This is a genomic window from Methylomonas sp. MK1, assembly GCF_000365425.1.
Lineage (GTDB): Bacteria > Pseudomonadota > Gammaproteobacteria > Methylococcales > Methylomonadaceae > Methylomonas.
In genome coordinates this window covers 1,049,590-1,072,011 of the sequence record NZ_AQOV01000002.1, presented here as the reverse complement: position 1 = coordinate 1,072,011, position 22,422 = coordinate 1,049,590, and the positions used below count along the sequence as shown (strand labels likewise).

Annotated in this window: 18 protein-coding genes; 6 read left to right on the top strand and 12 right to left on the bottom strand. The window is 51.3% G+C overall.

All coding sequences use genetic code 11. The features are described from left to right. The first annotated feature begins 24 nt into the window (after positions 1-24). Positions 25-1,047, top strand: coding sequence for an alcohol dehydrogenase catalytic domain-containing protein (locus G006_RS0121700; protein ID WP_020485326.1), 1,023 nt, complete (start codon positions 25-27; stop codon positions 1,045-1,047). A gap of 196 nt (positions 1,048-1,243) precedes the next feature. Here the strand turns inward: G006_RS0121700 and nadA are convergent, their stop codons facing one another. The 3 genes from nadA to G006_RS0121685 all read right to left on the bottom strand — a co-directional run bounded on the left by nadA (position 1,244) and on the right by G006_RS0121685 (position 3,445). After that, positions 1,244-2,338 (bottom strand): quinolinate synthase NadA, encoded by a 1,095-nt coding sequence (gene nadA / locus G006_RS0121695; protein WP_020485325.1) that lies wholly within the window; start codon positions 2,336-2,338, stop codon positions 1,244-1,246. 78 nt (positions 2,339-2,416) lie between these two features. Further along, positions 2,417-2,806: a hypothetical protein gene (locus G006_RS0121690; protein WP_020485324.1), complete on the bottom strand. Its 390-nt coding sequence runs from the start codon at positions 2,804-2,806 to the stop codon at positions 2,417-2,419. 84 nt (positions 2,807-2,890) lie between these two features. Continuing rightward, positions 2,891-3,445, bottom strand: a complete 555-nt coding sequence (locus tag G006_RS0121685) for a DUF2780 domain-containing protein (RefSeq protein WP_020485323.1) — start codon at positions 3,443-3,445, stop codon at positions 2,891-2,893. Between the two features lie 277 nt (positions 3,446-3,722). On the opposite strand from G006_RS0121685, the gene G006_RS0121680 reads away from it, so the two are divergent. From G006_RS0121680 to G006_RS0121670, 3 genes are all read left to right on the top strand, one after another. Continuing rightward, the gene (locus tag G006_RS0121680) at positions 3,723-4,652 is read left to right on the top strand and encodes a ZIP family metal transporter (protein WP_020485322.1); all 930 of its coding nucleotides are present in this window, start codon (positions 3,723-3,725) and stop codon (positions 4,650-4,652) included. An 82-nt stretch (positions 4,653-4,734) separates the two neighbouring features. Then, a complete protein-coding gene (locus G006_RS0121675; RefSeq protein WP_020485321.1) occupies positions 4,735-5,391 on the top strand; it encodes a TMEM165/GDT1 family protein in 657 nt (218 codons plus the stop codon). A gap of 25 nt (positions 5,392-5,416) precedes the next feature. Continuing rightward, entirely contained in the window at positions 5,417-9,514 is a 4,098-nt protein-coding gene (locus tag G006_RS0121670) for a bifunctional diguanylate cyclase/phosphodiesterase (RefSeq protein WP_020485320.1), read from the top strand. A 182-nt stretch (positions 9,515-9,696) separates the two neighbouring features. Here G006_RS0121670 and rnd read toward each other — a convergent pair whose 3' ends face one another. The 5 genes from rnd to G006_RS0121645 form a co-directional block, all read right to left on the bottom strand. Next, positions 9,697-10,845 (bottom strand): ribonuclease D, encoded by a 1,149-nt coding sequence (gene rnd, locus G006_RS0121665; protein ID WP_033194401.1) that lies wholly within the window; start codon positions 10,843-10,845, stop codon positions 9,697-9,699. Positions 10,846-11,099: 254 nt separating this feature from the next. Next, positions 11,100-13,589, bottom strand: a complete 2,490-nt coding sequence (locus tag G006_RS0121660) for a TonB-dependent receptor (RefSeq protein ID WP_020485318.1) — start codon at positions 13,587-13,589, stop codon at positions 11,100-11,102. Between the two features lie 191 nt (positions 13,590-13,780). After that, positions 13,781-14,320, bottom strand: a complete 540-nt coding sequence (locus G006_RS0121655) for a DbpA RNA binding domain-containing protein (protein WP_020485317.1) — start codon at positions 14,318-14,320, stop codon at positions 13,781-13,783. A gap of 6 nt (positions 14,321-14,326) precedes the next feature. Next, complete coding sequence (locus G006_RS0121650) at positions 14,327-15,613, bottom strand: peptidylprolyl isomerase (RefSeq protein ID WP_020485316.1); 1,287 nt, start codon at positions 15,611-15,613, stop codon at positions 14,327-14,329. A 7-nt stretch (positions 15,614-15,620) separates the two neighbouring features. After that, on the bottom strand, positions 15,621-18,278 hold the full coding sequence (locus G006_RS0121645) for an LPS-assembly protein LptD (RefSeq protein WP_235048896.1): 2,658 nt from the start codon (positions 18,276-18,278) through the stop codon (positions 15,621-15,623). A gap of 257 nt (positions 18,279-18,535) precedes the next feature. Here G006_RS0121645 and G006_RS0121640 point away from each other — a divergent pair, with 257 nt between their 5' ends. Continuing rightward, complete coding sequence (locus tag G006_RS0121640) at positions 18,536-19,537, top strand: aminoglycoside phosphotransferase family protein (RefSeq protein ID WP_020485314.1); 1,002 nt, start codon at positions 18,536-18,538, stop codon at positions 19,535-19,537. Further along, complete coding sequence (gene murU / locus G006_RS0121635; protein ID WP_020485313.1) at positions 19,534-20,232, top strand: N-acetylmuramate alpha-1-phosphate uridylyltransferase MurU; 699 nt, start codon at positions 19,534-19,536, stop codon at positions 20,230-20,232. Before G006_RS0121640 ends, murU begins: the two co-directional genes overlap by 4 nt. Here the strand turns inward: murU and hemJ are convergent. The 4 genes from hemJ to G006_RS0121615 form a co-directional block, all read right to left on the bottom strand. Next, entirely contained in the window at positions 20,229-20,654 is a 426-nt protein-coding gene (hemJ, locus tag G006_RS0121630) for a protoporphyrinogen oxidase HemJ (RefSeq protein WP_020485312.1), read from the bottom strand. The genes murU and hemJ overlap by 4 nt on opposite strands. Before the next feature lie 17 nt (positions 20,655-20,671). Then, positions 20,672-21,124, bottom strand: coding sequence for a DUF4124 domain-containing protein (locus G006_RS0121625; protein ID WP_020485311.1), 453 nt, complete (start codon positions 21,122-21,124; stop codon positions 20,672-20,674). 127 nt (positions 21,125-21,251) lie between these two features. Then, entirely contained in the window at positions 21,252-21,623 is a 372-nt protein-coding gene (locus tag G006_RS0121620; protein WP_020485310.1) for a lipid-A-disaccharide synthase N-terminal domain-containing protein, read from the bottom strand. 48 nt (positions 21,624-21,671) lie between these two features. Further along, positions 21,672-22,397: a glycosyltransferase family 2 protein gene (locus G006_RS0121615; protein WP_020485309.1), complete on the bottom strand. Its 726-nt coding sequence runs from the start codon at positions 22,395-22,397 to the stop codon at positions 21,672-21,674. Between the last annotated feature and the right edge of the window lie 25 nt (positions 22,398-22,422).

Sequence of the window (22,422 nt, the reverse complement as noted above, 5' to 3'; positions counted from 1 at the left end):
CGCTAAAGGTATATCTTGGCCCGAATGTTTGGTAAAAAGTTAATTCTGCAAGGCTCCTTGACCATACCCATGCAAGCATTGAGATTAGACAAATCATTATCCTACCGCAACGATATTTCGGTACCCAAATTGGCTGCCGGCGATGCTTTGATTGAATTGAGTTTGGCCGGTATCTGTGCCACCGACCTGGAGTTGGTAAAGGGCTATGCAGATTTTTCCGGCATCCTCGGTCATGAATTTGTCGGCACAGTAAAAGCCGTTGCCGACGATGAACACCGAAACTGGCTGAATCGGCGCGTGGTTGGCTCCATCAATATCGGCTGCAACGCCTGCGAGGTGTGCCGACGCGACGGCCCCGAGCATTGCCTCAATCGCAAAGTGCTGGGAATACGCGGCAAAGACGGGGTATTTGCCGATTACTTCAGCTTGCCGGTTGCCAACTTGTACGCCGTTCCCGACGCAGTGCCGGATCAAGCCGCCGTATTTACCGAACCCTTGGCCGCCGCATTACGCGTCGTCAAACAAATTGCCGCAGTCCCCGTCACGGGCGTCGCCGTCGTCGGCCCCGGCAGATTGGGTTTATTGATCGCCAAAGTGTTGAGTCTGGCCGGCTACCAGGTCACGGTGGTGGGCCGTTCAGTAAGCTCCTTGGCGTTGCCCGAACAATGGCAGCTAACTACCGACCTAATTGCCGAGATTCCGGACAACAATTTCGACTGCGTCGTAGACGCCAGCGGTCAAGCTGCCGGCTTTGCCCAGGCCTTGCGTATCGTCAAACCACGCGGCACCTTGGTACTAAAAAGCACCTTCGCGGCCAGCGCGGCTCTGGATTTAAGCAAAGTGGTGGTTTACGAAATCAACATCATCGGTTCGCGTTGCGGGCCGTTTGCAGACGCCCTAACGCTGTTGGCCGAGGGCAAACTGCCCGTGGCAACTATGATAGACGGCCAATACCCACTTAGCGGCGGACTGGCCGCATTCGCGCACGCCGCGCAAGCCGGCGTCAGAAAAATTCTGTTACAGCCGGCACTGCATTCAGATTATTAGCCCGGCCCTCAAATATCGCCGCTCCCGCGAAGGCGGAAACCCAGCGGCTATATTGCACCCGCCCATACGTGAATAAAGCCCGGATGTTTCACCATTCGTTGCCAGAAAGACCACGCTGAACCGCTGGAACATGTCAAAAGAGACTCAAGCCGGTAAGCAACGCTATAACTCAAAGCGGGCATGCGCTTAGAAGGCGTTACGATGCCAAAAGCATATTATCCAAAGTCTTTTTCGCCAACGCCGCCTGCTCGGCAGGCACAGAGACCTGATTAACCACATGCCCGGCCGCCAGATTTTCCAGCACCCAACACAGATGTTGCGGGTCGGTACGGAACATCGTTGAGCACATGCTTAAAGTGGGCGCCATGAAATGCACGCTTTTGCCTTGGGCTTTGCATTCCTGGTTCAAGCGGTTGACCAGATTCAGCTCGGTCGCCACCAGCCAGCGGGTATTGGCTTCGGCTTCGCGGACGATTTTTAAAATCATCTCGGTTGAACCGATGAAATCGGATTTTTCACAGACTTCGAAGCAGGCTTCCGGATGGGAAATGACAATGGTTTCCGGGTGTTTTGCCTTGAACGCGTCAATCTGCTCCGGTTGAAACGCTTGATGCACGGAACAATAGCCTTTCCAAAGAATAATCTTGGCGTCGCGGATTTGCTGCTCGGTCAAACCGCCTTGCGGTTTATTGAAATCCCAGGTCACCATTTGCTCCAACGGGATGCCCATCCGGTAGCCGGTGTTGCGTCCTAAATGCTGATCCGGAAAGAACAATACTTTTTCGCGCTTCGCAAAACTCCAATTCAGAATTTTCTGTGCGTTTGAAGAGGTGCAAACGATGCCGTCGTGTTGCCCACAAAAGGCTTTTAGATCAGCGGCCGAGTTGATGTAAGTGACTGGCGTCACCGTGTTTTCCACGTCGATGATTTTTGCCAGTTCATCCCAACATTGCTGAACTTTGACTTTATTGGCCATGTCGGCCATCGAGCATCCGGCCGCCAAATCCGGCAAGATCGCGATTTGCTCCGGCCGCGACAAAATATCCGCGACTTCCGCCATGAAATGCACGCCGCAAAACACGATGTATTCGGCCTCAGATTGCGCGGCTTCCCGGGATAATTTCAAAGAGTCGCCGAAGATATCGGCGTGTTTGAAGACCTCATCGCGCTGGTAATGATGTCCAAGCACGATACAGCGTTTGCCGAGTTTGGCTTTGGCGGCAACGATGCGGGCATCGCATTCGGCATCATCAAGCAAGGCGTAATCATGTATGGGTAAGGCAGCAGTCATTTTTTAACCTGAAAATAAAACAAAGAAGTGTAAAGCCTTGGGCCGGTTTTTTAACAGTCGGTTCCATCGCCAGCCGATTTACAGGGCATATTGCAGCAAGGTGATGCCGATCCAGCCAAAGCCCAGCGTGGTTACCACAAAACTCAAAGCCGAATAAATCCGCCAGATCGGCTTGGACCAAAAGTCGGGATCGAATGCCGCAACCACAAACACGCCGGGATTGGTCAGGCCGCCGATCACCACCAACCAACAAGCCGTCACCGGCAACGGCACTTTCGCGCCGTAAAAACCTAGGCAAAACAGTGCCATCAATGCAAAATCCACGTGGGCTCTGATCAAGGTTTTGTAGTCCTTCAAAAATTCGCCGTCTATGCCTTTTATCGGAAACCATTTCGCAAAAGTCATCAGCCATGCGGATAGCAAAATGGCGAAGATCATCAAAACTGCGCCGATCAATAATATTTCCATGATTTTTTAGTCTGTCGTTGTAAAAATTACGCTGAGGTCGACACCAATTTAGCCGGACTCAAGCCGGAAAAGTTGGTGCGAAACTTAATATAAAGCGTGCTGAAGCAAACTCATAGCGCCGGCGCCGCTTTGGTTTTGCACATACTGTAAAACCACCGGCACAAACTGGCTGACCATGGACGGATTCATGCCCAAAGATTGAAACGATCCGGCCAAATTCGCCAGACTGCCGAGTTGCCCGCCCATTAATCCGCCCGCAGCGCCCAGCAAAGATTGTGAACTGGCAGCGGAAACCTGTTGTGGCACCGAGGACAAATAGCGGTCCATACCCGGCACGGCATTGCTCAACTGCGAGAAGTCACCGGGATTCATGCGTTGCTGCGCCACGGAAAAAATTGACCCGACACCGCCGAGCGCTTGCTGCGGACTGATTCCCAATTGCCCGACCAATATATCGATCAATCCCAATTGGCTAGTCTGCCCCATTGCCCCGGCGACGGCACCCACAGCACCAGAACCATAGCCGGCCTGCGACCCGCCCAGAGCAAAAGTCTGATCTGAAACCTGCTGTTGAACGGGTGCGCAAGCGCTGATCACCGCAAGAACACTGACTGCTGTAAAACCTTGCAAAACCTTCATTCTGTCGAACTCCTGAAAAACGCCTAAATACCGGATCAAGCCACATCATGGCCGCCAAAACCGGCACTGTAAATCGAAACCGGCCTAGGATACAACCTGAGCCTTTTTATAAAACCCATGCGCCGCAGGTGAACAACAGCGGATTCCCGTCTTACATCTTTAGTGTTAGCTACCGATGACCGAGAAACTCCCCGCAAACATTGTGGGTAAAAATCGGCAATTCGAATGAATTCAGTATAATCCCAGCTTTAGCCACAAGAACAATAAAGGTAAAAATATGCTGAATATTCAAAAAACGCTCGAAGACTACTATCTTCGCCTGCAAGCCCATCCCCAATACCTGCATGTAATGACCTTGCCGCTGATGCAACGTTGGGGTGTATTTATCGGTTTGTTTTTGCTCTCCCAGCTTTTGGTATTCGGCAGTCTGTACCTTATTTTTGACAAAGTGGTGGTCATCGGCTTTCTGGCCAGCGTGCTGGCGGGATTGGCGACCGGCATCGGCGCCTTACCTGCCCTGTTCTTTAAAAACATATCCGACCGATTATTCAATAGTTTGCTGGGTGCCGCGGCTGGCGTGATGTTGGCGGCCACCGCGTTTTCTTTGTTGGTGCCCGGCCTGGACTACGGCGAGCAAATCTGGCCCGGCAAAGGTTTATGGATCGTGTCGGCCGGCATGCTGATCGGTGCGCTGTTCCTGCATTTTGCCGACAGCCGTTTGCCGCATCTGCATTTTGATTCGGTCAGCGATCATTCCTTGGATTCGCTGCAAAAAATCTCCTTATTCATCATCGCCATCACCATCCATAACTTCCCGGAAGGCATGTCGGTCGGCGTCAGCTTTGGCTCCGGCGATATGAAAAACGGCTTGGTATTGTCTATTGCGATTGCCTTACAAAACTTGCCGGAAGGTCTGGCGGTAGCACTGCCCTTGGTGGGCTTGGGTTACAACAAATGGAAAGCCGTCGCCATCGCCACGTTGACAGGCTTGGTGGAACCGGTGGGCGGCCTGCTAGGCATTACCATGGTCACGGTGTTTTCATCGGTACTGCCGATTGCGATGGGGTTTGCGGCCGGTGCGATGTTGTTTGTCATCAGCGAAGAAATCATCCCGGAGACGCACTCCAAAGGCCGCTCGCGCATCGCTACATTTTCATTAATGGCCGGTTTCATCATCATGATGATCTTGGACAAAATACTGACATAAAAACTGCCTAAACCAAGTGCGCCACCCAAAAGGCAGTAGCCTTTTGGGTGTTTTATCTTCCGATCAAACGCCTCAGTGCCGAATGGAATACTTAGCAGCATTCATCACCCAAATAAGCGCATTAAACCTTGCGGAATTACTGGCGACCGGCGGCACCAGCTTTGCGCTGATCGCGGCTGCTGAAATCGGCGATAAAAGCCAATTGGTATGCATGACCTTAGCGTCCAAGCACAGACCGGCTCCAGTGCTGTGGGGGGCTATCGCCGCGTTCGCGCTGCTCAACACCTTGGCGGTGGTTTTTGGTGCGGCGATTGCGAAATGGTTACCGGAATATCTGGTCGCGGCCACCGTCGCCCTGCTCTTTTCCGCATTCGGTCTGCATGCCTTACTCAACCACGACGAAGAAAATGACGACGAGGAAATCGCCGAGAAAAGCGGCCACGGTATTTTTTTTACGACCTTTTTATTGATTACCGTCGCCGAATTTGGCGATAAAACCCAACTGGCCGTCGTAGCGTTCAGCAGTACCGCGCAACCGATTGCGGTTTGGTTGGGCTCGACGCTGGCACTGGCCTTTACTTCAGGACTCGGCGTGCTGGCCGGGCGTACCGTATTGCAAAAAATCCCCTTGTCCTTGCTGCATAAAGCCAGCGGCGTGTTTTTCCTGATTTTATCGGCAATTGCGGCTTATAAAGCCTACGAAAGCTTGCTAGCGGCGGGTTTACTGCCGCAACTTTAGCCAAACACCAGATGTGAAGCGATTCATGGCATTTCCCAATTACCGCTGGCTAGACTTTCCGGCGATACTCGGCTTGGCCGGGCTTTATTGCCTATTGGCTAAAATTGTACTCACCTATTTCTCGGAAACCGGCAATGTCACCTTGGTGTGGTTTTCCGGCGGATTGGGATTGGCCGCTTTATTGCTGAAAGGCCTTCGCTATTGGCCAGGCATATTTCTGGGTGCTTTTGCCGCCGGCTTGATGGTAGACGACTCGTTCCCACTGTCTTTTGCCATTGCAACCGGCAACACACTGGAATCGGCGACAGCCGCCTACCTGCTAAAAAACCAACAGCGTTTTTCTTTAGACTTAACCGAGCCAGGCCACTTTATCTGGCTAACCCTGACCGGCGCCGCTTGCTCTTTGATCAGTGCAGGTATTGGCCCTTTGGCTTTACATCAGGCTGGTTTCATACCACTAGCGGCTATCCCGCAATCGATTTTACATTGGTGGATGGCGGATGCTTTCGGCATTGTCACGGCCACGCCGATATTATTGGTTTGGCGGAATTGGCCAAAGCAATGGCTTGCTGAAAAACGTGGCCTGGAAGCATTGCTGCTGATCATTCTGACCTTGTTCGCCGGCCAAGTAGTATTTCTCGAAGCTTTCCAGCCTGTCTTTGGAAAAATCGCCCGCGGTTACTGGATGTTTCTGTTTGCCATTTGGGCCGCCCTCCGTTTCAATCGTCATGGCGTGACACTGATTGCCGGCTTGATTACCATCCAAGCGCTATTCGGAGCCGCACATCATCTGGGCTTTTTCGGCGACGATTTTGAGAAAAGCGAGTTGCTGAACCTATGGTTTTATATATTGGTACTGTCCTGGACCGGCACGACTTTGGCACTAACCCTACACAAACAGCAATTGATTACCACAGGACTGGCAGATAGCGAACGGCGTTTGAAGGCAATAATCGACTACTCCCCAGTGCCCCAGGCCATTTACGACGCCAAAGGCAATTTCACATTGCTAAATCCGGCTTTCAACAAAGCTTTCGGTTACACGCTGGACGATATTAAATCGCTAGACGAATGGTGGCCCAAAGCCTATCCGGACCCTGTCTACCGCCGGACCATTATGGAAACCTGGCAGGAGTTGACTGATAAATCCCGTCGCATACAAAGTTTCGAAACCATCCAAGCGGAAATTCATTGCAAACACGGCGAGCGGCGTACTGTGCTCGCGGGCTCGGTATCCTTGGGCGAATCGTATGTCGGAGATAACCTGGCCATTTTGTTCGATATTACCGAGCAACTAAAATCCGAAAAAGCGCTGACCGAATCCAATTTATTGTTGCAAACCATCCTGGAAACCTTGCCGATCCGAGTGTTCTGGAAAGACCTGGATTCTCGCTATTTGGGGTGCAACGCGCTATTTGCCGGCGACGCCGGACAACATAGCTCAAAGGATTTAATCGGGAAGGACGACAATCAACTGAATTGGCGAGATCAAGCCGCAAATTACCAAGCGGATGATCGCCAGGTCATCATATCGGGTGAGGGCAAACTGGCTTATGAAGAGCCGCAAACCACCCCTGACGGCAATACCATTTGGCTGCGCACATCGAAAATACCCTTACGCAACTCCGATCATGAAATTATCGGGGTTTTGGGCAGCTACGAAGACATTAGCGAGAATAAAGCCCGAGAAGACGCATTAGCCCAATCGGTTTCCTTGCTAAGGGCTACCTTGGAAGCCACGGCTGACGGTATTCTGGTCGTCAGCCTCCAACGCCAAATCGTTACTTACAACCAGCGTTTTTTTGAACTTTGGCAGTTGCCCAACACTGCGGTTGGAGAAGATAAAGACGATACAACACTTTTGCATTTAGCCATCAAGCAGTTAAAAAATCCGGGCGAGTTTTTCGACAAAGTCCAGGAGCTCTACAATCACCCGGATCAAGAAAGTTACGACCTGATCGAATTCAGCGATGGCCGGATTTTTGAACGCTATTCCAAGCCGCAAAGTATCGCCGATATTATTGTCGGCCGCGTATGGAGTTTTCGCGATGTCAGCAATCAACATCGCGCGGAGCAAGCATTACAACAGAAAGAATATTATCAGCGCGCATTGCTGGATAACATTCCACATGCGATTTGGCTGAAAGATACTGAAAGTAGATTGCTGGCGGTCAACCAGGAATTCGCCAACGTATTTGCCGCCGATAATCCGGAAGCCTTGGTCGGCAAAAACGATTTCGACATCGCCCCCCCGGAACTGGCCGAAAGTTATCTCGCCGATGACCGGCGCGTGTTGGCCTTAAGGGATAAGTTGATAGTCGAAGAAGAAATTGTCGATCGCGGCGTACGTAAATGGTTCGAGACCTATAAAGCGCCGGTAATGGATGAGCAAGGCCAGTTGCTGGGTACAGTGGGTTTTGCCCGCGATATCAGCGAGTTGCGCAAAATCGAGGAAAACCTGAGATTGGCGGCTCTGGTTTACCACAACAGCAGCGAAGCGATGATAGTGGTGGACAGTGATAATACCATCCTCAGCGTCAACCCCGCATTTACGACGATGACCGGCTATACGGCGGAAGACGTTGTCGGCAAAAAACCGCATATTCTCAGTTCCGGCGAGCATGATGCGGCGTTTTACCGAGAACTATGGGACGCGCTGGATACTACCGGCGCTTGGCGCGGAGAAATAAAAAATCGGTCTAAAGACGGCCGCCTGTTCGTCGAAGAACTGGCAATCAACACCATTTACAATGCGGAAGGCAAGCCGCAACGCCGGGTCGCCCTGTTTTCCGACATCACTCAGCGTAAACAATCCGAGGAACAAATCTGGCGGCAAGCGAACTTCGATCCGCTCACCGGTCTGCCTAATCGGCGCATGTTCCGCGACCGGCTGGAACAGGAAATCAAAAAAGCCCACCGCATGGGACAATTGTTTGCACTGTTGTTTATCGACCTGGACCGCTTCAAGGAAATCAACGATACGCTGGGCCACGACATGGGCGACAAATTACTGAAGGAAACCGCGCGGCGCTTGCAGACCTGCGTGCGGGAGTCCGATACCGTGGCGCGCTTGGGCGGCGACGAATTCACGATTATCTTGAGCGAGCTGGACTGCATCGAAGTCTCCGAACCGATAGCTAAAAACCTACTGCAAAAACTCAGTGCGCCGTTTAGCTTGGACGGCGAACTAGCTTATGTCTCTGCGAGTATCGGCATCACGTTTTATCCAAACGACAGCACCGATTTAAGCCAGTTACAAAAAAATGCGGATCAGGCCATGTACGCCGCCAAAAACCAGGGCCGAAACAACTACCGCTTCTTTACCCAAGCCTTACAGGACGCGCTGGAAGCCCGCGCCGCGATGCTAGGCGACTTACGTACCGCGCTGGCCAACGCGCAATTTTTGCTGTGCTATCAACCTATCGTCGACTTGCTGAACGGCGAAGTGCGTAAAGCGGAAGCCTTGCTACGCTGGCATCATCCAAAGCGTGGCTTGATTAGCCCGGCGGAATTTATACCGCTGGCGGAAGAAACCGGTTTAATCAGAGAAATCGGTGATTGGGTATTCGAAACCGCGGCACGACAAGTGCAAACTTGGCGAGCCACTATCCATCCCGAATTTCAAATCAGCGTCAACAAATCCCCGGTGCAATTTCAAAGCGCCGAGCATGCCCCTGAAGACTGGTTCAATTATTTGCATCGACTGGGATTGTCGGGCCAAAGTATTGTGGTAGAAATTACTGAAGGCTTGCTGCTGGACGCCAATCTTTCTGTACATAATCATTTGATGGCTTTCCGCGACGCCGGCATGCAAGTAGCGATAGACGACTTCGGCACCGGCTATTCCGCATTGTCCTATCTGAAAAAATTCGACATCGATTATTTGAAGATAGACCAGTCGTTCGTCCGCAATTTATCGCAGGATTCGAACGACTTCGTGCTCTGCGAAGCCATCATCGTGATGGCGCATAAATTGGGCTTAAAAGTTATCGCGGAAGGTGTGGAAACCGAGCAGCAACGTGATTTGCTGGCCGCTATCGGCTGCGATTACGGTCAGGGTTATCTGTTTGCCAAACCGCTGCCGGCGGCATTGTTTGAAGAACAATTCGGTAAATCAGCATAGCGGACTCTCCCGCGCCCCGCCACCGATGCAGTTATCTTTGTTATCGCACTCGCTGCCGCACAGGCGACAGCGCAATGGCTGTTAATCGAGACGCGGGCTTATACGGAAATGCCGGCCACCAAGATTTTGTAGCCGGGTTGATAAATCAGCAGTATCGCTGAGGTATGACAGGCCGCTGCATACTAAACAGCACTAATCACCACGCCATCCGGCTGCAAACTCAAGGTCAAGTCACCGCGCAATAGGCCCTGCAACTCCCGGCCAGCCATGTTGTAACGCCAGCCGTGCAACAACAAGCAATCCTCATCGCCGGACAATAATTGTTCCAGATCCTTGCGGGTAGCCAAAATAATGGGATTCAGTGAGTTTTCCTCAGCACGGATCCTAACCACCGCGCTGAGCACATCCACTATCGCTTCATGCTGCTGAGTTTTCTTGCCGGCTTGATCTTTTTCAGCCAGGGGTTTGGGTGCACGTTGTTTGGCGCTATCGATCAATTCGCAAATCGTTTTGCCGTAGCGATTAACAGTGCGGTCATTGATGTTGCGGATTTTGGCTAAATCGGCCAAGGTCACGGGTTGTAATTTGCCCAGTTCCAGCAGCAAATCGTCCTGCAACAGCCAACTGCGGGGTTTGTTTTCTTGCTGAGCGGTACGTTCGCGCCATTCGGTGAGACTTTGCATGATGGACAATTGCTTGCCGGTCAGCTTGTTTTTGCCGCGAATCTTCAACCAGGCATTTTCCGGCGACAGTTGGTACAACTCCGGATCGTTCAACAAGGCAAAATCGCTCTCCAACCAGTTTGAGCGCCCCAGTTTATCCAGCTGATCGCACATGATTTTGTAAATCTTGCAGAGGTAAATCACATCGTCGGCGGCATACTGGATTTGATCCTGACTCAAGGGCCGTTCCGACCAATCGGTACGGGTATGCGCTTTGCTGAGATTGACGTTCAGGAAGCTGGATACCAGCATCGCGTAGCCGGGATTTTCCTGAAAACCCAGCAGCGGCGCGGCAATCTGCGTATCAAAAATCGGGCCGGGAATTTTGCCGGTAATCTGGTAAAAAATTTCCAGATCTTGCCGGCAGGAATGCAACACTTTGACAATATTGGGATTGTAAATCGCCTCTAACAACGGGGTTAAATCGGCTATCGCCAAGGGATCAACACAAGCCACCCAGCCCGGTGCGGCTATTTGCAGCAAACAAAACTTGGGGTAATAGGTTTTTTCGCGAAGGAATTCGGTATCCAGGGCTATCCATGGCTCCTGGCTAATCAGTTGGCAAAGGCTATCGAGTTGATCCGGGCGGTTGATATATTGAATAGTCATAGTCGCTATGGCAATTAACAGGGCTTGCCGAAAAACGGCGTGACTGCACATTTTACCGCGTCCGCTTAACCGGATGACTTAAATATTGTGTATCGACCGCAATTTGCCGCACCGATACCGAGTACTGGCGGTCGGCTCCTTCCCAAAATTCGACGCAGACCTCCCGTTGACTGAAGGCACCTAGAAAAGCCGGAATCGTCTCGAGTACGATTCCGGCTGCCGCCTTGGAATGCCGTCTAGGCTACGAATAGTGTTTAAAAGGAATAACGCAAGCCCAACCACCAAGTACGCGGCGCACCGGGCGAATAAAAAGTAGTTTGCGGTACGGGTTGATTGGCACCCAATGTCCGAGCGGTGAAGTTACCGTTGGCATCTAATCCCGCCGGCCCTAACTGACCTCCGGTGGAATATTGCTCATCCAAAATGTTGTTCACTTGGCCGAAGATATGCAGTCCACGTACAAAGCTCGGGGTAAACCGCACGCCGTAGTTGACCACCACGTAGCCAGGCACCACACCCGAACCTAAAGCCGTACGGCCATTGGCTTGATGCGCATTGTTCTCGTTGCCGCGCACAAACGACTCCGAAAAACCCATGATATTTAGATTCGTCCCCCAATCTTTAGTGATTTGGTAATCGACATAGGTTTTGAACATGTGCTGCGGGGTTAACGGTATGCGATTGCCCGGGCGAATGTCGATGGTGCTGCCGTCCACTCCCGCGCCCAGACTGCCGGTGCTATTGCCCTGACCGTTAACGGTTTCATTGGACTGATAGGTCGCATCCAGATAGGTATAGTTAGCCCCCACACTCCATTCTTCCACTTCTCGATCCAGGCCAACTTCTATGCCTTGGCGCCGTGTTTTGCCAAAGTTTTTAAAATAGCCAAAGCCCGCCTGGTCATCAGCGACAAACATGATGTCGTTATTGTTTTCGATATGGAAATAGCCCAAGTTCCAATCCACTTTGCCAGGCAACTGACCACGAAAACCTGCTTCCCAGTTTTCGGTAATAACCTGCTTGAGCGGGGGATCACCGGCCATCGCGTTCGGCAGTTTACAAGGTTGATCAGGATTGGCACAGCCCAGCTCAATGCTGGTCGGTGCACGGCTACCTTCGTTGTAACCGGCGTAAAAGCCAATTTCTTTGATCGGGTTATACGTCAAACCGACCGCAGGATTGAAACGATCAAACGCATGTTTGCCGGTCAACGATTCGCTGCCGCTAGCAGTAATTTGATCTTTATTGCTCAGCGAGGTGTAGTTGTAACGGCCGGAAGCAGTCAAATGCAGATTTTTAGCCAATTCAAATGTATCTTCCGTGAAGAAACTCCAGGTTATCGTATCGCCGTTCAGCGACACTCTATTGTCAAACGGCACACCATCAACATCGCCTCCCGTCACCCCATCGGCATAATTCGGCAAACCTGTGACGCTACGGTCTGAATTGAGATAACCCAATTGCGTGGATTGACGAAAGCCCATTACGCTTTGATCATACGCGCCGCCGAATAAAAACTGATTGTCTCTGCCAAAAAGCTTGTTTGAAACAATAGCCTGTCCGGATGCACCCCAGTTTTCCTGCTGCGTAGTCGTGCGGTTGATCAGGCCGTTACATTTTTCGCCAGGCTCATCGTTTTGCAGCGCCTGAGCGACGCAGCGTAGATACGGAAAAGAGGTAAACGAGGTTGCGTTGTTTGTCGCGGATGCTGGAAATGGGATGCCGGCACTGGTCAACGCTGCGCGGTCGGCTGCGGACAGTGTATAAACCGACTGGTCCAACGAGCCTTCGTTAATATCGCCGTTATACGTTCCGGTTTTAATATTTCTATAGTAGGCGTTACCAGCCAGCACGACAGTGTTATTCAACTGATGCTTGCCTTCCAGATTCAAAAACAGCGAACGGTTTTCGGTAATATCAGGTTTGGTATAGACACTGGTGTAATCCTGATTTAACAACCTGAAATCCTGCAAGCCGTTGCCGTACAGACCATTGTCGTTAAAAGCCGTGGTAAATTTAATATCGGTACGCTCGCCTTCCCAACCGGCCTTGCCAAAAATTTGTCGAACCGTTGTCGGCGAGCTTTGCCGCCAGCCGTCTTCACCGAAATAATTACCGGTTAAAAACCAATTCAAACCGGTTTGCTTGTTAGAGCCGCCGTGCTCGAACTCAAACGCATGACGGCCATAGGCACCGCCCAAGCCTTGCACTGACGTACCGGGATTGCTTTTGCCGTCCTTGGTCTCCATCGACAGCGCGCCACCCAGGGTGTTACGGCCGAATAAAGGGTTGGAACCCGGCATCATGGTCATGGACTTAATCGCGGACTTGGGGATTAAATCCCAACTCACCACATCGCCAAATGGCTGATTCAGCCTTACACCGTCCATGTAAACCGAAATACCTTGCGGAGTACCCAGCAAAGGTGAAGCGGTAAAACCACGATAGTTGATGTCCGGCTGAAAACCGTTACCCTGGGTATCGTTAACAAACACACTCCCCATGGAGCGGTTCATAAAGTCAGTAATATTTACCGCATTGGTTTTGCTGATGTCCTTATCGGTTGCCGTTTGCACGGGCGCGGGAATTTGGTCTTTGGCTTTACCTACCCCGTCCAATGGCGTGGTTTCAATCACCTCGACATCGGCAAGTTCATCGGGAGCCGTCTGCTCCGCCCCAAAGGCTTGGCTCATCATAAAAGCCATGGGGATGGCGTAAAGCGATTTGGTATAGGTAAATTTCATAGCTAGGTCTGGTTATCGGAAACTTGTATCGGATGGCGACGATTTTAAGTTCCGTTTCCCTCAATGCCTATAGGAATAATTCCCTTTTAATGGCGATACGGAATAATATCTGCGGATTGATCTACCGAAATGTATGCGTGACCGGTATAGCAACAACTAATAGCTACGAAAAAACAGTGCTATCCGAGCTATCAGCTCTCTTCTTCTTGGATTGTGCGCGTCGCTTGCCTGAATTTATTCGGCTTGATGCGTTTGATATTGAGGCGATGCGGTCCTATAGTCGCTTCGGTCAATAACTGAAAAATATCCGCCGGCATGCCGTCCGGTAACTCCACCAGCGTGTGGGTATCGCGAATGTCGATTCGGCCGATGCGCTTTTTATCAACACCGGACTCTTCAACCAATACCGCTTGAATATCGTCACGGCTAACTTGGTGCTGGTTGCCGACGGCCAGGCGATAACGCACCATTTTGCCGTTTGCATGCGGACCGCGACTGTGAGGCTGCGGTAGAGGGACCAATAATTTGGGTTGTTGGATATGTGCGGGATACAAGTTTGGTTGACCCAGATAAACCAAGGCCGCGGCGCAAGTCAATAGATCTATATCCAATTCGGCCGCGGTACGCTGTATCAACTCTCGTTGCTGGGCCAGGTCTTCTTCGGTGACTATGCGCTGCAAGCGCCTTTTAAACTTATCTTCCTTACGACTTTCGACAGAGAAAGCGTTCATAGTGCCTTACAGTCTATCCAGATCGATTTCCACAAAAGCCTCGTCGCGTAAGCGCCGCAACCATAATTCGGTTTCTTCCTCGATTTTACGCTTGCGGATTTCCTCGCGGATCTTGTCTTTTTTGAATTGCTCGCTGTTGTCCTGATTTTCGCGACCCAAGACCTGGATCATGTGCCAACCGAACTGGGTTTGCACCGGCTGACTAATCTCGTTAATCGCCAACTTGTTCATTGCTTCCTCGAAAGGCGGCACTAATGCGCCCGGACCCACCCAATCCAGCGAACCGCCGTTAATCGCCGACCCTTTGTCGTCGGAATGCGCGCGCGCCAAGTTGGCAAAATCGTCGCCATCGTTAATCCGTTCTCTAAGCGCCACCAAACGCTTCTGCGCTTCGGCGTCGTCCACCAATTCATTAGTCTTGATCAGAATGTGCCTGACCTTGGTTTTGGTAACGATATGCTGCCCGGCACCCTCGGTTTCCAACATTTTGATGATATGAAATCCACTGGGGCTGCGAATCGGTTCAGAAACATCGCCCTGGTTCATCGTCGTAACCACTTCCGTAAACAGGGATGGAATTTGACCGATGCTGCGCCAACCCAAGTCGCCGCCCTTCAAGGCATTATCGTCGTCGGAGACACTCACCGCGACTTGTTTGAAATCCTTGCCGCCGCGTAAATCGGCGATCACCTGATCAGCCTTGTCCTTGGCTTTTTGTATAGCGGTGGCCGAAGCCGCCTCGGACACCGCGATCAGAATATGCCCCAAATGATACTGGGAGTTGCTCTGGCCGGCTTTGCTCTGGGTTTCCATGTAATGCAACACTTCGGCATCGGTGACCTTGACCCGCGAACCGATTTCCCGACCGCGCAGCTGGTTGATGATGATTTCGTTGCGCAGATTATCCTCGAAAGCTTTGTATTCCATGCCTTGTTTGGCCAACTCGTTACGAAAACTTTCAACCGACAAGCCGTTGCGGCTGGCTATATCAGCGACTGAAGCGCTAAGCATCTCATCGCTGACCTGTACGCCCGATTTAGCCGCCAGTTGCCGTTGTAACTTATCGACTACCATGCGTTCCAACACCTGTTTCCGCAGGACATATTCGGGAGGCATCGTTACATTGTTACTACGCAATTTGCTGACGATGGCCCCAACTTCGTTATTCAGTTCGCGTTCCAGAATCACATCTTCTTCCACCACCGCCACTATTCGGTCCAACACCTGGGCTTGGCCCGGAGCGATGTAAGCGCTTAGCAGCAAACAGAAAATCACTACCCATTTTTTTATCATGCGTTGCTTACTCAAAATAGCTGGCTTTGCGATAGCCTTTCAGGTTGGTTTGCAGGAACGTATCGACATTGTCGCCGAAGCTGGACAGACCTTTCAGTTCCAACTGTACGAAAAACGCGGTTTCCGGCTTGGTGCTAGGATCGATAAAGGCGACGGTATTGGCACCGTTGATAAAGCGCCTACCCAGAATACGGAAGCGCCAGCAACAGTTTTCCCGTTCCACGCCAATGAAACTTTCCGTGGTTTTGTCGAAATTCAAAGAATACTGCCAACGTCCGAAGCCATACCATTCACCGAATAACGGTAAGCGGAACGACACGTCGGTTTGCGAAATGGTTTGTAAACTATCCAAGGGATTACGACGGTACCGATAGCCCAGGTTAACAATCTGGTTAGGTTGCATGTTGTATTTTAATGCCACCTGGCCGCGCGCAAAGCCGTTGGCTTCCGGATCCCATTGGGTACCGGTCATATACGACCAATGTTTGCTGAATTGGCCGCTCAGTTCGCCGACGAAATTGGACGTGTTACTGGTTTCGGCAGGCTGCCCAGGCATTGTCACCGTTCTGTCCTGGAAATACATAATCTGTCCCAGACTGACTTTCAAAGGCTCCAGACCGGTATTAGAATCGATAAACCGAGACACAGTCGCCAGCGTGACCTGATTGGCATCCTGAATCCTGTCCCCACCGGCGAAACGGTTTTCCCGGAACAAGCTGTAAAAATTGGTATCGTACAAAGCGGTATCGAAAACCGGAATATTGCTTTGATCCTTGCGCGGGATATACAGGTAAAAAGCCTGCGGCTCCAAGGTATGCAGATACTGCGAACCGCCGAAATTAAGGTCTTTTTCGAAATTCATACCGCTACTAACCGAGAAGATCGGCAAGGTCCGACTGATAGTGCTGGGCTGGCCGGCTAAGGTTTGGTTGCTCAATTGATACTGCGTGTATTGACCGGTGATTCTCGGGATGAAATACCCGGCGCTACTTTCCAATGGCAAGCTGAGTGACGGGGCAATATTAATACGCTGGCCGTTAACCAAATCGGTGTGATAGAAATGGGTGAACTCGTTATTCATCGCCAGCGTAACCGGCAAACCTTCGAACGCACGCGCCACGTTGAAATTGACACGAGGCAGCATATCGTAGGGCATCGCGGCATCGGGAATGGTTTTATCCACCGATTGATAATGGTATGCCCCCACCGACAAACCTACACCGGTGCCGGCAACAGACCCGCCGTAACTCAGTAACGCGGTACTGGGCAAATAACTGGTATTTTGGAAGCCCAAAGCATTGTTCAAGTCATTGAAATAGGTTTTGTCGGACACATAATTCAAATCCAGCAAGGAATTTAAACCGGGTAACAAGCTGGTTTGATCTTTCCAGCTTGCAGAGTAACGGGCCTTGTTGACCAATTGATCGTTGGGCATATATTCCGCAGAAAACGTACCTCTGGACATATCGGTCAGGTAGCGGAATTTATTACGTAATTGCTCGCCACGCTTACTCATGTAACGCGGCGTGACAATATCGTCGAAGTTGGGGGCAATATTCCAATAAAACGGCACGGAGACGTCAAAACCGTTCCGCTGCGTACTGCCCCAGGTGGGCGCCAACAGGCCCGACAGACGGCGATTGTCGGTAGGAAAAGAAATATACGGCGTGTAAAGCACTGGTACGCCTTTAAATTCCAGCCAGGCGTTTTTCGCCGAACCTTGCCCACTGTCCCGGTTAATTTTCATCCGCGACGCATGCACGATCCAGTCCTGATTGCCGGGCGCACAACTGGTAAAAGCGGCGTCGTTATAACGCGACAAACCTTTGCTCTCGCGATAAACCACCTCGGCATTACCGCGAAACGGCGCCTCCGCGACGATAAATTGCGCCTTCCGCAAGCGCGCTTCGTCTTTACCCAGGCTCAAGGAGGCGGTCTCGCTGGAAAACGCCATTTGGTCTTCACTGTATAACACGCTACCTTGTGCATCTAGCGTCTCGGCAACCGTATCGTAGCTGGCCTTGTCGGCGATCAAATGCTGATCGGCGCGCACCATATCGACATTCCCGGCAAAATTAAGCACTTCGCCGTCGAACACTTCCGAAAAATCGGCATTGATATCGGTGGTTGCCGCATCGCGAACCTCGGCGGAGGTGGCTCTGATTTTACGTTTTTTAGCGCCCCACACTTCGCAGCTTTGCCAAGGATCTTTATCAAACTCCGCCCGTAAGGTTTGAAAATTACGCTCCTGTTTGCGATCAAAGGTAGGCGTAAACCAAGACGAACCGGACTCTTCACTGCCGCCGCCCTCAGCCACGACATGGGCCTCGCCTTTCGGATCGGCACCCACCAGATTACAGTTCCAACCGCTCTTGTCGTCGCCGGTTTTGCAAGTCCAACCAGGCACTTTGCCGGTGTTGGCATTGGCTGTCTCGGTTTTAGGCTCGACTTTTTCCAGCACCGGTTTTTGATTTTCAGTGACTTTAACCCGCAACTTTTGTGGCTCTGCGACGGCTTTTTCCACCACCTTTTCGACCACCTTAACCTTTTCCGGCTCCGGCTTGACCGCTTGCTGAACGGGCGCGGGCACGACGGGAACAGGCGGCTGCGCGACTGTTTCCGGCGGGGCAGGCTTGGTTTGGGCGGGCGGGATAGGTTTAATCACTTGCGGCTGAGCAGCTGGCTCGTTGCCAGCAGGTGTTTGATTTAGACAAGTCCATTCGCCATTTTTGGTTTGCTCACAATTCCACGCCGCATTATTGGCAGCAGAGGCGACGCCCGTAAAAAACAATAATGCTGAAGAAATTGTATAAAACCGATAATTCATGTCTTGGCGAATGCAGCTAAATTGACTTAGCGGAATGGAAATCGAATAAAATGCTTCCCATCATTTTACCTTAGGTTGACCCGCAATTAATAAAAATGTACGTTTCCAGCTCAGACCGCCGCTTGGCGGAGCTTGTCGATTGGCTCAATAACGACGTCGCACTTGATATACAGCAAATTACCCCGGCTTCCAGCGACGCCAGCTTCAGGCGATATTTCCGAGTTGAGCACCGGGACGGCTGCCACATTGCCATGGACGCACCGCCGGACAAGGAAAATACCGAACCGTTCGTACGCGTCGCCGGATTGCTGAAACCAAGCGATATCCATATTCCGAATATCTATCAACAGAATAGTCGCCAAGGTTTTCTGTTGCTGGAAGACTTAGGTTCTACGAGTTTTCTCGACCGCTTACAAATCGGCAACGCCGAGCTTCTGTATAGCCAGGCCATGGACAGCTTGTTCAAACTACAAACCGGCGTAAACCCGCTTGACTGCGGCTTGCCGGCTTACGACAGCGCCCTGCTCCTCCGCGAGCTAGCTATTTTTTACGAATGGTTTTTGGAAAAACTACTCGGCATTGCCATTCCACATACGCTCGCGACAACTCTCAACACTATTTTGATCGATTCGGCGCTTGAACAGCCGCAAGTCTGCGTGCACCGAGACTTCCACTCGCGCAACCTGATGGTGCTGGAACACAACTCTCCTGGGGTTATCGATTTTCAAGATGCGGTGATCGGCCCTATCAGTTACGATCTGGTATCGCTGCTGCGCGACTGTTACATCGCCTGGCCCGAACAGCAAGTCATCAGTTGGGCCCAGCAATATCATCAACGCCTGTTGGCAATCGGACTGCTGAACGCCGATTTTAATCGATTCAAACGCTGGTTCGACCTGATGGGCATGCAGCGCCACCTGAAAGCAGTGGGCATTTTCGCCAGACTGCATCTTCGCGACGGCAAATCCCATTATTTGGCCGACATCCCGCGCACCCTGGCTTACATCTCCAGTGTTTGCGACCTCTATCTCGAGTTCGCAGACATGCAGCAGTTTCTGCAAGAACAGGTGCTGCCGCGTGTCGGAGCATCCGCATGAAGGCAATGATTTTGGCGGCCGGACGCGGCGAAAGAATGCGACCATTGACCGACCACACCCCTAAACCTTTACTGAAAGCAGCCGGCAAGGCGCTGATCGAGTACACCCTAGAAAACCTGGCAGCCGCCGGCTTTACCGAAATCATCATTAACATCGCCCATCTAGGCGAGCAGATTAAAGACTATTGCGGAAATGGTAAGCGCTGGAATGTATCGATTGGTTATTCTGATGAAGGCGAAACCGCACTGGAAACGGCCGGCGGTATTGCCAAGGCCCTGCCTTTGCTGGGTGATAAGCCGTTCCTGGTGCTTAACGCCGATATTATTTGCGATTATCCCTTAGCCAACTTGCGGACCAGAGCCGTCGACCTGGCTCATCTGGTGATGATCAATAATCCGCCGCATAATCCGGAAGGCGATTTTTCGCTTAACGCCGACGGTGTATTGGCGGAACAAGGTTTGAACAAACTGACATTCAGCGGTATCGGCGTTTATCACCCCAAGCTGTTTGCCAACATCCCCGTCGCGCCATTAAAACTAAGACCGGTGTTAAATCGTGCCATGCAGCAACAGCGGATTAGCGGGGAGAAATTTTCCGGCCTGTGGATGGACATAGGCACACCGGAACGCTTGGCTGAACTGAGTGAACAACATGCTCGCCACAGCGACAGACATACCGAGGATGCCGCGTATTAGAACGGCTTTACGACGGCCAACAGGACTATGGCGACCAAGAACAATACCGGAATCTCGTTAATCCAGCGGTAATACACATGCGAATGCCGGTTGCGATCATACTTAAAATCCAGCAACCATTTGCCGCAAAACAAATGATAAACCACTAGCAAGCCCAATAGCCCCAACTTAAGATGCAGCCAACCGCTGGCGGAGTAAAGCATCCAGGCGTAATCGCCCAACATCCAAACGCCGAAGATAAAGGTGCAAATCATGCCCGGCGTCATGATGCCGTAATACAATTTGCGCTCCATCACTTTGAAACGTTCGTTGCTGATACTGTCGTCGCTCATTGCATGATAAACAAATAATCTGGGCAAATAAAACAAGCCGGCAAACCAAGTCACCATAAAAATTAAATGTAAGGCTTTTAACCAGAGCATGAGGTTCCCGAGGCTGACTAACGTAAATTTTCGGTGGTCACCGGCGCGGGCGTGCCCGGTAACACGGTGGGAGGCGCGACAATCAGCACCCGATTATTGTTTTGCTGCGCCTGTCTTTCCAAGGCTGCCGCCTGGCGCTGTTCCGCTTCAACTTGCTGCTGTTGCGCAATTGCGCTTTGCTTTAGGGCATTTGTCGATTCGGTTTGGTTTTTCAGTATCGCATCGCGTCTTTCCGCTTCCAGCTTGGCGGCTTTGGCAGCTTCCTGTTCGTTTTGCAGAGCTTCCAGCTTCGCTTTGGCCGCCGCTTCTTGGGCTTCATTGGCTTGAATATCCAACTGCACGGTTTTATCACTGGTTTGACAAGGCTTGGCCTGATAAACGGTTTTACTGTCCTTACCGATACATTTGAATACTTCCGCACTTGCCGAGTGAAAACTCAAAATCATCGCCAGCAAAATTAACACCCTCATAGCACACCTCGCCAAAACGCCATTTGCTCGGGCCATAGTTTAGGGTAAAAATTCAGTCTGTTTTTAATAGTTAGGAAAAATCCTCACGCAAAATCAGGCTAGGCACTTTTCCAGACGGTCAAACCGTTTAGGTCCCCACATCTTGCTCGGTCATTTCTGCCAACGCGTCGCGATGTTCGCGGCGAATCAGCATTAAGTTTCTGGCATACACAAAAGTACCTGGCAATTGACCAAGGATAATCACCGGATCGACACGGTGGATGCCGTAAGCCAACACAATCACACCGCCCGACAAACTGAAATACCAGAAACTCACAGGAATCATGCTCTTCTGGTGCCGCTCACTGTGTATCCATTGCACGATAAAGCGCATCATGAACAAGGTCTGCCCTACCAATCCGATGGTGAGCCAAATGATGTCATTCGAATCCATGATCGATAAATGGTGCTGCCATTTATCGATCAAATGCGTAAAAAAATAAACGATACCATTTTCCATGTTAATTACTCCTGAGATACGGCGGGGCAAACGGATTGAATCCAGCGATTAACCACGCTGAATCTCGCTAACAATCGGCAGGCTATGGCGTTTTTTCAACCAAACCACGCCCAGCAAATCGACGATGCCGACCAACGCCCGATCCAAGGTTCCGTATTTTGATGTGCCGAAATTTCTCGGCCTATGATTCACTTTCACCGAAATGACATGCCCGCCCGCCATTCTGATTAAAGCCGGCAAGAAACGATGAATATGATCAAAATACGGCAAAGCCAAAAACTTATCACGCAGAAATAACTTCAAGCCGCAACCGGTATCCGGCGTGGCGTCATGCAAAATTGCCTGCCGCACCGCGTTCGCAAATTTGGAAGAGAACTTGCGCCAACCCGTGTCGTTGCGCTGATGCCGAAAGCCGGCCACCATCCACAATTGGCTGTCGTTTTGTTCGTGCCAGGCAGCGACTAGATTGGGTATATCGGCCGGATCGTTCTGGCCGTCGCCGTCCAAGGTGGCAATCCACGGATAACGCGCCGCCGAGACGCCCGTATGCACCGCGCGGCTTTGCCCGCAACTGCGTTGATGTGTCAGCACTCGCAGCGTCGGATATTGCTGCATCGCACCTTGCAGTTTAACGCCGGTGTCATCGGTACTGCCGTCGTCCACAAAAATCATTTCATAGGTTTCCCCATCGCCCAGCGCGCGATGGATTTCCTCGATCAGCAATTCGACATTGTCCGTTTCATTGTGAACGGGGACCACTACAGAAATCTTCATATCTTGGTAAAAGTTGAAAAAGTTG

What these genes read in the sequence shown, in the direction of transcription:
- G006_RS0121700 (WP_020485326.1), top strand. Translation starts at nt 25, where the DNA reads ATGTTTGGTAAAAAGTTAATTCTGCAAGGCTCCTTGACCATACCCATG.
- nadA (WP_020485325.1), bottom strand. Translation starts at nt 2,338, where the DNA reads ATGACTGCTGCCTTACCCATACATGATTACGCCTTGCTTGATGATGCC.
- G006_RS0121690 (WP_020485324.1), bottom strand. Translation starts at nt 2,806, where the DNA reads ATGGAAATATTATTGATCGGCGCAGTTTTGATGATCTTCGCCATTTTG.
- G006_RS0121685 (WP_020485323.1), bottom strand. Translation starts at nt 3,445, where the DNA reads ATGAAGGTTTTGCAAGGTTTTACAGCAGTCAGTGTTCTTGCGGTGATC.
- G006_RS0121680 (WP_020485322.1), top strand. Translation starts at nt 3,723, where the DNA reads ATGCTGAATATTCAAAAAACGCTCGAAGACTACTATCTTCGCCTGCAA.
- G006_RS0121675 (WP_020485321.1), top strand. Translation starts at nt 4,735, where the DNA reads ATGGAATACTTAGCAGCATTCATCACCCAAATAAGCGCATTAAACCTT.
- G006_RS0121670 (WP_020485320.1), top strand. Translation starts at nt 5,417, where the DNA reads ATGGCATTTCCCAATTACCGCTGGCTAGACTTTCCGGCGATACTCGGC.
- rnd (WP_033194401.1), bottom strand. Translation starts at nt 10,845, where the DNA reads ATGACTATTCAATATATCAACCGCCCGGATCAACTCGATAGCCTTTGC.
- G006_RS0121660 (WP_020485318.1), bottom strand. Translation starts at nt 13,589, where the DNA reads ATGAAATTTACCTATACCAAATCGCTTTACGCCATCCCCATGGCTTTT.
- G006_RS0121655 (WP_020485317.1), bottom strand. Translation starts at nt 14,320, where the DNA reads ATGAACGCTTTCTCTGTCGAAAGTCGTAAGGAAGATAAGTTTAAAAGG.
- G006_RS0121650 (WP_020485316.1), bottom strand. Translation starts at nt 15,613, where the DNA reads ATGATAAAAAAATGGGTAGTGATTTTCTGTTTGCTGCTAAGCGCTTAC.
- G006_RS0121640 (WP_020485314.1), top strand. Translation starts at nt 18,536, where the DNA reads ATGTACGTTTCCAGCTCAGACCGCCGCTTGGCGGAGCTTGTCGATTGG.
- murU (WP_020485313.1), top strand. Translation starts at nt 19,534, where the DNA reads ATGAAGGCAATGATTTTGGCGGCCGGACGCGGCGAAAGAATGCGACCA.
- hemJ (WP_020485312.1), bottom strand. Translation starts at nt 20,654, where the DNA reads ATGCTCTGGTTAAAAGCCTTACATTTAATTTTTATGGTGACTTGGTTT.
- G006_RS0121625 (WP_020485311.1), bottom strand. Translation starts at nt 21,124, where the DNA reads ATGAGGGTGTTAATTTTGCTGGCGATGATTTTGAGTTTTCACTCGGCA.
- G006_RS0121620 (WP_020485310.1), bottom strand. Translation starts at nt 21,623, where the DNA reads ATGGAAAATGGTATCGTTTATTTTTTTACGCATTTGATCGATAAATGG.
- G006_RS0121615 (WP_020485309.1), bottom strand. Translation starts at nt 22,397, where the DNA reads ATGAAGATTTCTGTAGTGGTCCCCGTTCACAATGAAACGGACAATGTC.